Annotated in this window: 11 protein-coding genes; 9 read left to right on the forward strand and 2 right to left on the reverse strand. The window is 72.4% G+C overall.

Going from position 1 to position 13,505, the window contains the following annotated elements; all coding sequences use genetic code 11:
* Nucleotides 1-276 precede the first annotated feature (276 nt).
* From C1I99_RS21040 to C1I99_RS21050, 3 genes are all read left to right on the forward strand, one after another.
* Nucleotides 277-1,287, forward strand: coding sequence for a coiled-coil domain-containing protein (locus C1I99_RS21040; protein WP_438941433.1), 1,011 nt, complete (start codon nucleotides 277-279; stop codon nucleotides 1,285-1,287).
* A 36-nt stretch (nucleotides 1,288-1,323) separates the two neighbouring features.
* Entirely contained in the window at nucleotides 1,324-2,877 is a 1,554-nt protein-coding gene (locus C1I99_RS21045; protein ID WP_111135939.1) for a fused MFS/spermidine synthase, read from the forward strand.
* A gap of 71 nt (nucleotides 2,878-2,948) precedes the next feature.
* Complete coding sequence (locus C1I99_RS21050; protein ID WP_111135940.1) at nucleotides 2,949-4,565, forward strand: serine/threonine-protein kinase; 1,617 nt, start codon at nucleotides 2,949-2,951, stop codon at nucleotides 4,563-4,565.
* A gap of 63 nt (nucleotides 4,566-4,628) precedes the next feature.
* Here the strand turns inward: C1I99_RS21050 and C1I99_RS21055 are convergent, their stop codons facing one another.
* Nucleotides 4,629-5,261, reverse strand: coding sequence for a potassium channel family protein (locus C1I99_RS21055; RefSeq protein WP_199562319.1), 633 nt, complete (start codon nucleotides 5,259-5,261; stop codon nucleotides 4,629-4,631).
* A gap of 25 nt (nucleotides 5,262-5,286) precedes the next feature.
* Complete coding sequence (locus tag C1I99_RS21060; protein WP_111135942.1) at nucleotides 5,287-6,621, reverse strand: TrkH family potassium uptake protein; 1,335 nt, start codon at nucleotides 6,619-6,621, stop codon at nucleotides 5,287-5,289.
* Nucleotides 6,622-6,772: 151 nt separating this feature from the next.
* Here C1I99_RS21060 and C1I99_RS21065 point away from each other — a divergent pair, with 151 nt between their 5' ends.
* The 6 genes from C1I99_RS21065 to C1I99_RS21090 form a co-directional block, all read left to right on the forward strand.
* Nucleotides 6,773-7,897, forward strand: coding sequence for a glycerophosphodiester phosphodiesterase (locus C1I99_RS21065; protein ID WP_111135943.1), 1,125 nt, complete (start codon nucleotides 6,773-6,775; stop codon nucleotides 7,895-7,897).
* An 895-nt stretch (nucleotides 7,898-8,792) separates the two neighbouring features.
* Nucleotides 8,793-9,998, forward strand: a complete 1,206-nt coding sequence (locus C1I99_RS21070; RefSeq protein ID WP_111135944.1) for a substrate-binding domain-containing protein — start codon at nucleotides 8,793-8,795, stop codon at nucleotides 9,996-9,998.
* Between the two features lie 3 nt (nucleotides 9,999-10,001).
* Nucleotides 10,002-10,745 carry an ABC transporter ATP-binding protein gene (locus C1I99_RS21075; RefSeq protein WP_111135945.1) on the forward strand — a complete coding sequence of 248 codons (744 nt, stop codon included), beginning with the start codon at nucleotides 10,002-10,004 and terminating at the stop codon, nucleotides 10,743-10,745.
* Nucleotides 10,742-11,470 carry an ABC transporter ATP-binding protein gene (locus C1I99_RS21080; protein WP_111135946.1) on the forward strand — a complete coding sequence of 243 codons (729 nt, stop codon included), beginning with the start codon at nucleotides 10,742-10,744 and terminating at the stop codon, nucleotides 11,468-11,470. Before C1I99_RS21075 ends, C1I99_RS21080 begins: the two co-directional genes overlap by 4 nt.
* On the forward strand, nucleotides 11,470-12,360 hold the full coding sequence (locus C1I99_RS21085) for a branched-chain amino acid ABC transporter permease (protein ID WP_111135947.1): 891 nt from the start codon (nucleotides 11,470-11,472) through the stop codon (nucleotides 12,358-12,360). Before C1I99_RS21080 ends, C1I99_RS21085 begins: the two co-directional genes overlap by 1 nt.
* Nucleotides 12,357-13,505, forward strand: a 1,149-nt coding sequence (locus C1I99_RS21090; protein ID WP_233512626.1) for a branched-chain amino acid ABC transporter permease, incomplete at its 3' end; no start/stop codon positions are given. The genes C1I99_RS21085 and C1I99_RS21090, both read left to right, overlap by 4 nt.

A 13,505-nucleotide genomic window follows, 5' to 3' on the forward strand; every position in this document is an offset into this window, starting at 1 on the left:
GGCACGTGGCGGGGGCGCGGGAAAGCTCAGCTCCAGCACGACCTGGGCATCGCCGCCGTCGAGCCGCCGTGGGCGGTAACAGCTATACGTTGGGCAACCAGATCGACACGTAGTGTCGACGATCTATGGCGTCGGGGCTCGCGGGCCTGGTGACAGACCGGCGGTCCGGTATCCTGACCGCCGGTCTCCGCCAGCAGGCCGCCGACCGGCGCCGGCGGAGGTCGCCGCCGCGAAGTGGTGTCACCGGGGGCCGGCGGCCGACGGAAGGGATCTCTCGTGCGTTGGACCATGCCCGCCGGGCGTCGCGGCCGCCGCCCGCTGATCGCTCTGTTCGTCGCCGTTGCGCTGCTCTTCGGTGCCGTGCCCGCGTACGCGGAGCCGAACGAGGGCGGCACGAAGAAGCTGCGGGACGCCCTGGAGGCCACCGCCAAGGCGCACATCGAGGCCAAGGCGAAGCTGGACAACTCCAAGCGCCGGCAGAAGGCGCTGGTGGGCGAGCTGGCCGGGCTGGAGACACAGCTGGTCGAGTTGGCCGCGCAGGTCGGCGAGGTAGCCGCGCAGTCCTACCGGGTGGGTCGGCTCACCCCGACGTCGATGCTGCTCAACAGCGCCTCCCCGGAGGCGTTCCTGGAGCGGGCCGCCAACCTGGACATGATGGCGCAGCGCGACGGCAAGCGGCTGCGTACCCTCGCCGAGGCGCGCGAGCAGGCGCGGCAGGCGAAGATCGCCATCGACGCCGAGGTCCGCGAGCAGCAGAAGCAGCTCGCGGTGATGGCGAAGAAGAAGAAGGAGGCCGAGGCGGCTCTCGCCGCGGTCAGCTCGGGCAGCAGCGGTGGCTTCAGCGGCGGCAGCTCCACCTCGGCGAAGCCGGCGCCGCGCAACTCCGACGGCTCCTGGCCGTCCGAGTCCTGCTCGGTGAACGACCCGACCACCTCCGGCTGCATCACCCCGCGCACCCTCAACGCCCTCCAGCAGACCCAGGCCGCCGGCTACAAGCGGTACGTCTCCTGCTACCGCAGTGGCGGCTCCGGCGAGCACCCGAAGGGCCGGGCCTGCGACTTCTCGGCCGCCGCGGGCGGGTTCAAGGACCAGACCGCCACCGGCGGGGACAAGGCCTACGGGGACAACCTGGCGGCCTGGCACGTGCGCAACGCCAGCCGGTTGGGTGTGCTCTACGTGATCTGGTACCGGCAGATCTGGCACCCGGGCACCGGGTGGCGGGCGTACAGCGGCAGCGGCAGTCCCGCCGCCGACCACACGAACCATGTTCATCTCTCGATGTACTGACCCGGAGTGCCAGGTTCACTGCGTACCATCGCGACGGTGAACTCCCCATCGTCCGACGTCACGGTCCCGCCGGCGCGGCCCGTGCCGGCGACCGGCCGGGCCCTGCCCAACGGTCTCGCCGCGTTCCTGGTCTTCTTCTCCAGCGGCGCCGTCCTGGTGCTGGAGACCGTCGCGTTGCGCCTGGTCGGCCCGTACGTCGGGGTGACCCTCCAGGTGACCAGCTCGGTCATCGGCATCGCGCTGGCCGCGATCGCGTACGGGGCGTGGGCCGGCGGCTGGCTGGCCGACCGGCGGGACCCGCGCACCCTGCTGGCCCCAGCGCTGGTGCTGGCCGGTATCGCCACCGCGGTTACTCTGCCGGTGGTCCGGTATGCCGGCGAGGTGCTGCGCGGCGGGGCGGCCAGCGCCATCCTGCTGCTCGTCGCGCTCGCCGTGTTCGTGCCGGCGGTCCTGCTCGCGGCGGTCACCCCGCTGGTGGTCAAGCTCCAACTCGCCGACCTGCGCCGTACCGGCCAGGTGGTCGGCCGGCTCTCCGGCATCGGCACGCTCGGTGGCATCACGGCGACCCTGGCGACCGGTTTCGTGTTGGTCGCCGCGCTGCCCAGCACGGTCATCCTGCTGGCGCTGGCGGTGTCGCTCGGGCTCGCCGGGCTGGCCCTCGGGTTCTGGCTGCGCCGGCAGGACCGGGCGGAGCTGCCCGGTCCTGCCCGGGCCAAGGCCGCGCTGGCGGTGCTCGGCCTGGTCGGCGCGGGCCTGACCACCGTCGCCCCGAACCCGTGCGACATCGAGACCGCGTACCACTGCGCGCGGGTCGAGGCCGACCCGGGCCGGGGGAGCGGCCGCACCCTGCTGCTCAACTCGGCGCAGCACTCGTACGTGGACCTCGCCGACCCCACCCACCTCGAGTACGCGTACACCAGGTGGATCGGGGCGGTGGCCGACGTTCTCGCGCCGGCCGGCCAGCGGCTGGACGCGCTGCACCTGGGTGGGGGCGGCTTCACCGTGCCGCGTTATCTGACCGCCACCCGTCCCGGCACGGACAACGTGGTGTTCGAGATCGACGGCGGGCTGGTCGACCTGGGCGAGCGGAAGCTCGGCGTACGCCAGGGGCCAGACCTGCGGGCGGTGGTGGGTGACGCCCGGATGCTGGTCGCCGGGGAGCCGGCCGACAGCCGGGACTTCGTGGTCGGCGATGCGTTCGGCCACCTGGTGGTGCCCTGGCACCTCGCCACCCGGGAGATGGCCGCCGAGATCCGCCGGGTCACCCGACCCCGCGGCGTCTACGTGCAGAACGTCATCGACTACCCGCCGCTGCGTTTCATCCGCAGCGAGCTGGCCACCGTGGCGGCCGAGTTCCGGCACGTCGCGCTGATCGCCCCGCCGCACGCGCTGGCGGGCGAGCAGGGCGCGAACTTCCTCATCGTCGCCTCCGACGCCCCGCTGCCGCTGGACGCGGTGCGGGGGCGGCTGGACGCCGTCGACGCGTCGGTGAGTCTGCTCTCCGGGGCGGAGCTGACCGGGTTCGTCGGCTCGGCGCTGGTGCTGACCGACGACTTCGCCCCGGTGGACCAGCTGCTCGCCACCGCCTGAACGGGTGACATCGCTGACCGATTACGACCGGGGAGGTGTAGCCGGGGCGGTTCGGGGCAACAACGACCACCATGGGTGGAGGGATCCGGGACGGCGCGCAACTGCTCGGTGAGCGGTACCGGCTGATCGAGCAGCTCGGTGCGGGTGGCATGTCGGTGGTCTGGCGGGGCTACGACGAGGTGCTCGGCCGTCAGGTGGCGGTCAAGGTGCTGGCCTCCCGGCTGGCCAGCGACCGGGCCTTCGGGCACCGGATCCGGATCGAGGCCCAGGCCGCCGCACGGCTCTGCCACCCCAACATCACCAACGTGTACGACTACGGCGAGTCCGAGCAGGTCGGGCTGACCGTGCCGTACGTCGTGATGGAGCTGGTCGACGGCGAGTCGTTGACCGGGCGGCTGCGCCGCGGTGAGCTGCCCCGGCGCGAGGCGCTGACCATCGGTGCGGAGGTCGCCTCGGCGCTGACCACCGCGCACTCGCGCGGGGTGGTGCACCGCGACGTCACCCCGGGCAACGTCATGCTGACCGCGACCGGCGTCAAGGTCGTCGACTTCGGCATCTCGGCGCTGGTGGGGGAGAAGGAGAAGGGCGGCGACGGCCCGCTGCTCGGCACGCCCGCGTACCTCGCCCCGGAGCGGCTCGACAACGGCCAGGTCTCGCCCGCCACCGACGTCTACGCGGTGGGCCTGCTGCTCTACCGGATGCTCACCGGCCGGCTGCCCTGGCAGGCCAGCACCACCACCCAGATGTTGCGCGCGCACATGTACCACGACCCGGAGCCGATGCCGCCGGAGTTCCCCGACGACGTGCGCGACCTGGTGCACCGCTGCCTGGCCAAGCGCCCCGGCGACCGACCGGCCACCGCCGAGGTCGCCCGGACGCTCGCCGCGGCCGCCGGCATGACCGCCGCGGTGCCGGTCTCCCCGGCCGCCGGGCCGGTGGATCCGGCCACCCTGGCCACCGCCGGCACCACCATCCTGCCCTGGCCGGCCGCCACCGACGCGCTGCCCAGCTCCGGTACGCGGAGCCGGCGGGCGACCGCGCGGCACCGGCGGGTCGAGGCGGGGGTGGCCGCCGCCGGGCTGGTGGCCGTGACCGCGGCCCTGTGGGGGGTGACCGCCCGCAGCCCGGCCAGCGGCGGCATCGACGGGCCCACCGCGGCGCGGATGGGGGTGGAGAAGCCGGCCCCCTGCCGGGTCGCGTACGCGCTGCGAAAGGACTTCGGGAAGGATTTCACCGCCGAGCTGACCCTGACCAACACCGGTGATCGGGAGCTGCGGGACTGGCGGATGAGCTTCGCCTTCCCCGGCCAGCAGACCGTGACGAAGGCGCATCCGCTCCCGGTCCGCCAGCAGGGGGCGAGCGTCTTCGTCGAGCCGCCCCCGGAACGGGCCGTGCTGGCGCCCGGCGCCACCGAGAAGCTCACCCTGACCGGTCAGCACGCCGGGGCGAACCCGCTGCCGGTGGAGTTCCGCATCGGCGACGAGACCTGCGGGGTGCAGGTCTCCGGGGTGGCCGGGACGGCGCCAAGCACCGCTCCCCCCACCAAGCCGGCGGCGACCAAGGCGCCGCCGAAGAAGGCTGGCACGTCCACCGGCAGCTCGGGTGGGTCGACGGCCAAGTCGGAGAACTCCGGCAAGGGCAAGGGGTCGGGTGGTGGAAAGAGCGGGGGAAAGGGAGGGGGACGATGACGGCCGCGATGGCGACGACTGAGGTCGTCGCCGCCGGTCGCGGTGGGACCGGCCCCCGGCCCGTCAGGTGAGGGCGGCGAAGCTCTGCACCTGGTCGATGCTGCCCTCGACGATCAGCATGCTGCCCGGGGCGAGGACCGTGTCGTCCGAGGCGTACCGGAAGCGCTCGCCGGGCAGCTTCGCGCCGACCACCCGCACCCCGTAGTGCTCGGCCGGCGCGAGCTCGCGCAGCGGCCGGCCGAGCAGCACCTGGGGGACGCGGACCTTGGCGATCGCGAAGTTGTCGCCGAACTCGATGAAGTCGAGCATCCTGCTCACGATCAGGTGGGCGACCCGCTCGCCGGTCTCCGCCTCGGGGAAGATCACGTGGTGGGCGCCCACCGACCCGAGGATCTTGGCGTGCTTCTCCGAGGTGGCCCGGGCCCAGATCTGCGGCAGGCCGAGCTCGACCAGGGCCAGTACGGTCAGCACGCTCGCCTCCACCGAGGCGCCGATCGCCACCACCGCCCGGCCGAGGTCGGCCACCCCGAGCTGGCGGAGCACCCCCTCCTCGGTGGCGTCGGCCTGCACCACCCGGTCCAGCTGGGCCGACCACTTCTGCACCTGCTCCGCGTTGCGGTCGATGGCGAGCACCTCGTGGTCGAGCGCGGCCAGCGAGCCGGCCAGCCGGCAGCCGAAGCGGCCCAGCCCGATCACCACGATGCCGCCCTCGTCCGGGCTCCTATCCGACAATGGGTTGCTCCTCCGGGTAGCGGTACAGCCGTCGCCGGGTGTTCAACGCTATCGCCGAACCCAGGGTCAGCGGCCCGACCCGGCCGATGTACATCAGCACGGTCAACAGGAATTGCCCGCCCTCGTTGAGCGACTGCGTGATCCCGACCGACAGGCCGGTGGTGCTGAACGCCGAGGTGACCTCGAACAACGCCTGGTTGAAGAGGACTCCCTCGGTCATCAGGACCAACCCGGTCGTACCGCCGACCACCAGCGCCACGCTGAGCAGCGCGACGGTCAGCGCCTGCCGCTGGCTGGAGGTAGCGACTCGCCGGTGCCCGACCGTGACGTCGGGCTCCCCGCGCAGCTCGGTCCAGATGACGAAGGCGAGCAGGAAGAAGGTGGAGACCTTGATCCCGCCGGCGGTGCTGGCGCTGCCGCCGCCGATGAACATCAGTCCGATGAGCAGCGGATAGCTCTCCTCGCTCAGCGCCGAGACCGGCAGCAGGCTGAACCCGCTGGTCCGGCTGAGCGCGATCTGGCTGAACGAGGCCAGGATCTTGCCCGGCACGTCGTACTGGCCGATGGTGCGCGGGTTGGTCCACTCGGTGAGCAGCAACCCCACGGCACCGAATGCCAGCAGCGCGACACTGCCCCAGACCGTCAGCTTGGTGGCGACCGCCCAGCGGACTGGCTGCCGCCACTCCCGGAACGCCTCGAACAGCGCCGGGAAGCCGAGCCCCCCGACGATGGCGCCGAGGGCCAGTGGCAGCGAGACCCAGGGGTCACGGGCGAAGGCGAGCAGCCCGTCCGTGTAGAGGCTGAACCCGCCGTTGTTGAAGGCCTGTACGGAGTGGAACGCCGCGGACCAGAGCGCGTGCCAGAACGGATAGTCGTAGACCAGCCAGAGCCGACCGGCGACGACCGCCGTCATCACCGCCTCGCAGGCGAGGGCGGTCGCCGCGATGCGCAGCAGCAGACCCCGTACGTCGCCGACGCTGTACTCGGCGGTTTCGGCCGCTACCAGCAGCCGGTTGCGCAGCCCGAGCTGACGGGACACCGCGAGGATGACCAGCGCGGCGCCGGTCAGGATGCCGAGGCCGCCGATCTGGGTGAGCACGGTGATCAACGCCAGGCCGAAGCCCGACCAGTAGTTCGGGGTGTCGGTGGTGGACATGCCGGTGACCGAGATCGCCGAGGTGGCGGTGAAGAGCGCGGTGACGAACGGCGGGCGCTCGTACTCGATCGTCGCCGGGCGCAGCATCAGCAGGCCGGTGCCGAGCAGGATCGCCACCAGGAACCCGAGCGGCACCAGCCGTACCGGGTGACGGAGAAACCGGCGCACCAGACAATCTTCCTGTTCCGGTCTGGCCGGGGTTGGCGAAACCGGCATCCCTGAGGGTTCGAGGGTTCACCTGCCGGCCAGTCGTCGACCAACTGACGGTCAACGAGGCCCGGTCTGCTGAGGCGGTTCCCCTCGACGACAGGAGACCGCGTTGCGACGTACCCTTTCCGTCCTCGGCATGGCCGGGGCCCTGCTGGCGACCGCCGTGGCCGTGCCGACCGTGGCCGCCTCGGCCGTCCCGGCTCCGGGCGCGGAGCGGTCCCGGGCGACCGACCGGCCGATCGTGATCGGCCACCGGGGCGCCAGCGGTTACCGGCCGGAGCACACCCTGGAGGCGTACCGGCTGGCGATCCGGCAGGGCGCCGACTACATCGAGCCGGACCTGGTCGCCACCCGGGACGGCGTGCTGGTGGCCCGGCACGAGAACGAGATTTCCGGTACGACCGACGTCGCGGCCCGGCCGGAGTTCGCCGCCCGGAAGACGACGAAGACCATCGACGGGGTCGCGGTGACCGGGTGGTTCACCGAGGATTTCACCCTCGCCGAACTGAGGACGCTGCGCGCCAAGGAGCGGCTGCCGCGGGTCCGGGTGGCCAACACCGCCTTCGACGGCCGGTTCGAGGTGCCCACCTTCCAGGAGGTCGTCGACCTGGCCCGGGCCGAGGGGCGGGCGCGGGGCCGTACCATCGGCGTCTACCCGGAGACCAAGCACCCGACCTACTTCGCCTCGATCGGCCTGCCGCTCGAGGAGCCGCTGGTCGACGTGCTGCGGCGGAACAAGCTGACCCACCGGAACTCTCCGGTGATCATCCAGTCCTTCGAGACGGCCAACCTGCGCAAGCTGGACAAGATGATCGACGTCAGGCTCGCCCAGCTGCTCGACGCCTCCGGCCGCCCGTACGACTTCACCGTCGCCGGCGACGCCCGCAGCTACGCCGACCTAGCCAAGCCGGCCGGCCTGAAGTGGATCGCGTCGTACGCCGACGGCGTCGGCGTCAACAAGAACCTGATCGTGCCGCGCGACGCGGCGGGCAAGCTGCTCGCCCCGACCACCCTGGTCCGGGACGCGCACCGGGAGCGGCTGGTCGTGCACGCCTGGACCTTCCGGGCCGAGAACCAGTTCCTCCCCGCCGACCTCCGGATCGGCACCGACCCCATCGCCCGCGGCGACATCCAGGCCGAGTACGAGCTCTTCTACGAGTTGGGCCTGGACGGCGTGTTCAGCGACCACCCGGACACCGCCGTCGCCGCCCGCGAGGGCCTCGCCCGCCACTGACCGCCCGGCTGCCTGTGCGGCTCGGCTCGACTGCCTGCCGGTTCCGCCCGGTTGCTTGTGCGGCTCCGGCCCGGCTGCCTGTGCGGCTCGGCTCGACTGCCTGCGGCTCCGGTCCGGTTGCCTGTGCGGCTCCGGCCCGGTTGCCTGTGCGGCACTGGCCCGGGGTTGCTTGTGCGGCTCCGGTCCGGTTGCTTGTGCGGCTCCGGCCCGGTTGCCTCTGGTGCATGGTCGGGCCGGTGCCGCCCGTGTTCGTGCTGGTCGCGCCTCCGGCGTCGGCGCCCACGCCGGCCCCATGACTCGGGGCGACCTCTTTGGGTGCAGTTCTTGTCGCTCCAGCGACAAGAACTGCACCCAAACCCAGAAGCCCCGTGATGTGGCGGGGCGGGCCGGTTGCGGGACGGTGACTCGTCCCGGTCGGCCGGCGCGCGCCCGTGGGAGATGCCCGGGGGAGGGCTGGGCCCTACGGTCGGGCGCCGGGCAGGTCTGCCCCGCCTGTGCGGGCAGTTCAACAGTGGGCGTGAGGTGTTGTTACCGCTCCGGCCGCTCGGCGACGTAGCTGCCACGACCCGGACGACGGTGCCACGACCCGGACGACGGTGCCGCGACCCCGACGACGGTGCCGCGACCCTGGTGGCGATGACCAGCTGCGATCGTGCGGGGAGCGGTACGGGACGGGTGATCGGTGGCGCGGGACGACACATGCGTGGCTTCATCGGTGGCGGTGCTCGCCATCGACCCGGCGAGCCGTCACCGCATGGCACCGGCGGCTGTAACGTTCGGCCACCCCACCCCTGTTACTTGTGTGTTTCCGCCACATAGCCCGTGCGTGACGTCACTTCTAGCGTGAGCCGACACATGAAGTTTCCCTCCCTCCGAGTCCTCACGTGGAGTCGCAATGACGGTCCGGACGACGCGGCGGGTGTTCCTCTCCGCCGCCACGATGATGGCCGCGGCGCTCGCCGCCACGGCCTGTGGCAGCCCGCAGGACACCGCCTCCGGGGGCGGCGACAGCGCCGCCCCGGTGCAGGTTGGCCTGGTGTACTCCCAGTCGGGAGTCCTGGCCAGCTACGGCAAGCAGTACATCGAGGGGTTCAAGGCCGGCCTCGACTTCGCCACCCAGGGCACCAACAAGGTCGGCGACCGGACCATCGAGGTCACCGAGGTCGACGACGCCGGTGACCCGGCGAAGGCGGTCTCCGCGGCCAAGGACCTGATCGGCAAGGGACACAAGATCATCGCCGGTTCGACGGCCTCCGGCGTGGCCCTACAGGTCGCCCCGATCGCCGCGCAGAACAAGGTGCTCTTCATCTCCGGGCCGGCCGCCACCGACGCGGTGACCGGCGCGAACAAGTACACCTTCCGCTCCGGGCGGCAGTCGTACCAGGACGTGGTGACCGCCAAGTCGTTCATCGGCGACCCGGCTGGCAAGAAGGTGGTGGTCTTCGCCCAGGACGGCGCGTTCGGTGACGCCAACGAGGCAGCCGTCAAGACGGTCATCGGCGGCGCCGGTGCGACCGTGAGCAGCGTCCGGGCCCCGGCCAGCGCCACCGAGTTCACCCCGTTCGCCAGCCAGATCAAGGCCGCCAAGCCGGACCTGCTCTTCGTCGCGTGGGCCGGCACCACCGCCCCGGCCATGTGGCAGACCCTCGACCAGCAGGGCGTCCTCTCCTCCACCACGGTCGTCACCGGCCTGGACATCCGCGCCTCCTGGCCCACCTTCGGCGCCGCCGGCAGCAAAATCTCCTTCCTGTCGCACTACTTCGACGGGGCCACCGACGACGAGGCCACCAAGGCCGCCAAGGCCAAGATCCCCGGCGGCACCCTCGACCTGTTCCACCCGGACGGCTTCGCCGCCGCGCAGATGGTCGTCCGGGCCGTGCAGGAGGGCGGCGACGACGTGGACAAGATGATCACCGCGCTGGAGGGCTGGAGCTTCGACGGGGTCAAGGGCAAGATGACCATCCGTGCCGAGGACCACGCCCTGCTCCAGCCGATGTTCCAGGCCAAGCTGTCCGGCAGCGGCACCACCTTCACGGCCAGCGCGCAGAAGAGCCTCACCGGCGACGAGACCGCCCCGCCGGCCGTGGCGATGAAGGGCTGACAGATGCTCGCCACCCGCGGTCTGACCTGGCGGATCGGTGAGGTCGCCATCGTCGACACCGTCTACCTGGACCTGGCGCCCGGGGAGTTCCTCGGCGTCATCGGGCCCAACGGCGCCGGCAAGACCTCACTGTTCAACCTGATCACCGGCCTGCGCCGGGCGACGCAAGGGCGGATCACCCTCGACGGGCGGGACATCGGCTCCCTCCCGCCGCACCGACGGGCCCGCCTCGGGCTCGGCCGTACCTTCCAGGCGTCCTCGGTCTTCGGTTCGCTCAGCGTGCGGGAGAACGTCCGGCTCGCCGTGCAGGCGTACCGCGGGGGCTCGATGAAGCTGTGGCGGCGGGCAGGGGCAGACCGGGAGGTCGCCGCCGCCGCCGACACGGCGCTGGAACGGGTCGGCCTGGCCCACCGGGGTACGGCACTCGCCGGCACCCTCGCCCACGGCGAGAAGCGGAAGCTGGAGATCGCCCTGCTGCTCGCCGGCGAGCCCCGGGTGATGCTGCTGGACGAGCCGATGGCCGGGGTCAGCGCCGAGGACGTGCCCGAACTGGTGCGGGTGATCCGGTCGCTGACCGGCGACGGCGGCCGGTCGGTGCTGATGGTCGAGCACCACATGGACGTGATCCTGGAACTGGCCGACCGGATCGCCGTGATGCACCACGGCGCGCTGCTGGCCTGCGACACCCCGGAGACGGTGATGGCCAACCCCACCGTGCAGGAGGCGTACCTGGGGGAGTCGCTGTGACGGAACCCATCCTGAGCGTGGAGGACCTGTCGGTCCGGATCGCCGGGCTGCACATCCTCCAGGGCGTCTCCTTCACGGTCGCGCCGACCGGCGTCACCGTGCTGCTCGGCCGCAACGGCGTCGGCAAGACCACCACCCTGCGCGCCGTCGTCGGCCTCACGCCCCGCAACGGCGAGGTGCGCGGTGCGATCCGGATGGGCGCGCAGAGCCTGCTGGCCCGCCCCACGCACCGGCTGGTCCGCGGCGGGCTCGGCTACGTGCCGGAGGACCGCTGCGTCTTCGCCGGGCTCACCGTCGCGGAGAACCTGCGGCTCGCCGAACGGCGGGACACCAGCCCGGCGTACGACAAGGTCTACGCGCTCTTCCCCGAGCTGGACCGGCGCGGGCGGCAACGGGCCGGCTCGCTGTCGGGCGGCCAGCAGCAGATGCTCGCGATCGGCCGGGTGCTGCTCAACGACAACCGGCTGCTGCTGGTCGACGAGCCGACCAAGGGGTTGGCGCCGAAGGTGGTGACCGAGGTGGCCGAGGTGCTGGAACGGGTCGCCGACTCCGTGCCGGTGCTGCTGGTCGAGCAGAACCTGGCCGTGGTCCGGCGGCTGGCCCGGGACGCGGTGGTGCTCGCCGTTGGCAAGGTGGCCTGGACCGGCGGCGCGCGGGACCTGCTGCTGGAGACCGCGCTGACCCGGTCGCTGCTGGGCGTGGGCTCCGCGGAGGTGCACCACTGATGGAAACGGTCGTCCTGTTGACGCTGACCGGGCTCGGCCTGGCGGCGCTCTACTTCCTCGTCGCCTCCGGGCTCTCCCTGGTCTTCGGCCTCGCCGACGTGCTGAACTTCGCGCACGGGCTCTTCCTCGGTGTCGGCGCGTACGCGACCTGGTGGGCGGCGGGCAACCTGCCCGGCGCCGGGCCGGACGGGTTCGGCTTCGTGGTCGCGGTCGCCGTCGGGGTGGCCGCCGGCACGCTCGTCGCGGTGCTGGTCGAGCTGGTGCTGATCCGGCCGTTGTACTCCCGCACCATCGAGCAGGTGCTGGTGACCGTCGGCCTGTCGCTGGCCGGGGTGGCGCTGCTCCAGGCCACCTGGGGCGCGGACGCGCGGCCGTTCCCGCGCCCCGACTGGACCCGGGAGGTGACCGGTGTCCTCGGCGCGCAGGTGCCCAACGGCGGCCTGCTGCTGATCATCGCGGCGGTGTTGGTCCTCGGCGCGATCCTCGCCTTCCTTCGCTGGACCCGCTACGGCCTGGTGATCCGGGCCGGGGTGGAGAACCGGGAGATGGTGACCGCGCTCGGCATCGACGTCCGCAAGGCGTTCACGCTGGTCTTCGCGATCGGCGGGGCCGCCGCGGCGCTGGCCGGCGCGCTCGGTGGCGTCTACTTCGGCACCGTCTCGCCCGGACAGGGCGGCTCGCTGCTGATCTTCGCGTTCATCGTGGTGGTGATCGGCGGGATGGGTTCGGTGGTCGGCTCCGCGTACGCGGCCGTCGCGGTCGGGCTGCTGCAACAGTTCGTCAACTACTACGGCACCTCCGGCCTCGGCGACATCTGCGTCGTCGGGCTGCTGGCCGCGGTGCTGCTGCTGCGCCCCCAGGGCATCGCCGGAAAGGTGGCAACGGCATGACCGAGGTCAGGAGTCGCGAGGTTCCCGCGCCGCCCGCGACGGTGCCCGACGAGCGGACACCGGGCGGTGGCCGCTGGCGCCGGGCCCGCCCCTTCCTGCCGCTGGTGGCGCTGGCGGTCGGGCTGATCCTGCCGTACTCGACGCTGCACCTGCCGGGCATCTTCGAGGGCCCGCTGAACTCGCCGGGCACGCTGCAACTGCTCGCCGTCTGCCTGGTCTTCGGCGGCCTGGCAGCCGGGTACGACCTGCTTTTCGGGCGCACCGGCATGCTCTCCTTCGGGCACGCGCTGTACTTCGCCGCCGGGGTGTACGGCACGGACATCCTGGTCACCCGCGCCGGGCTGCCGCTGTGGCAGGCCGCGCTGCTGACCGTCACCGGTGGCACGATCCTCGCCGCGCTGCTCGGCGCGGTCGCGCTGCGCACGGTCGGGATCGCGTTCGCCATGGTGACCCTCGCCTTCGCCCAGGTCGGGGCGATCCTGGTGGCCCGCGACTTCGGCGGGCTCACCGGCGGCGAGGAGGGCCTCCCGCTGGACGTGTCGGGCCTGCCCGCCGGCCTGGTCGGGGTGACCAACACGGTCAACCTCTACTGGCTGGCGCTGGCGTATCTGGTCGTGGTGGTCTTCGTGGTACACCGGGTCTCCGGCTCACCGACCGGGCGGGTGCTGGCCGGGTTGCGCGACGACGAGCGGCGGATCGGGGTGCTCGGGCTGGACCCGTACCGGTTCAGGCTGGTGGCGTTCACCCTGGCCGGTGGCCTCGCGGCGGCCGGGGGCGTGGTCTACTGCCTGATCGTCGGCGGCGCGTCGCCGCACATCACCTCCTCCGAGCTGACCCTGTCGTTGCTGGTCATGGTGGTGCTCGGCGGTCCTGGCACCCGGTGGGGCCCGGTGCTGGGCGGCATCCTCTACATGTACCTGGACCATCGGCTGGTCGCGTTCGGCACGTCCGACGCGGTGGACGCCCTGCCGGCGGTGCTCAGCCGTCCGCTGTCCCAGCCGCTGTTCGTCCTGGGCACGGTCTTCATCCTCGCCGTCTACTTCTTCCCCGGCGGCCTGGCCAGCCTGGCCCCCCGCCTGGCTCTCCTCCGCACGGCCCCCCGCCTGGCTCTCGAGAGCCAGGCGGGGGGCCGTGCGGAGGAGAGC

Origin of the sequence: Micromonospora deserti, assembly GCF_003236335.1 — a bacterium.
Lineage (GTDB): Bacteria > Actinomycetota > Actinomycetes > Mycobacteriales > Micromonosporaceae > Micromonospora > Micromonospora deserti.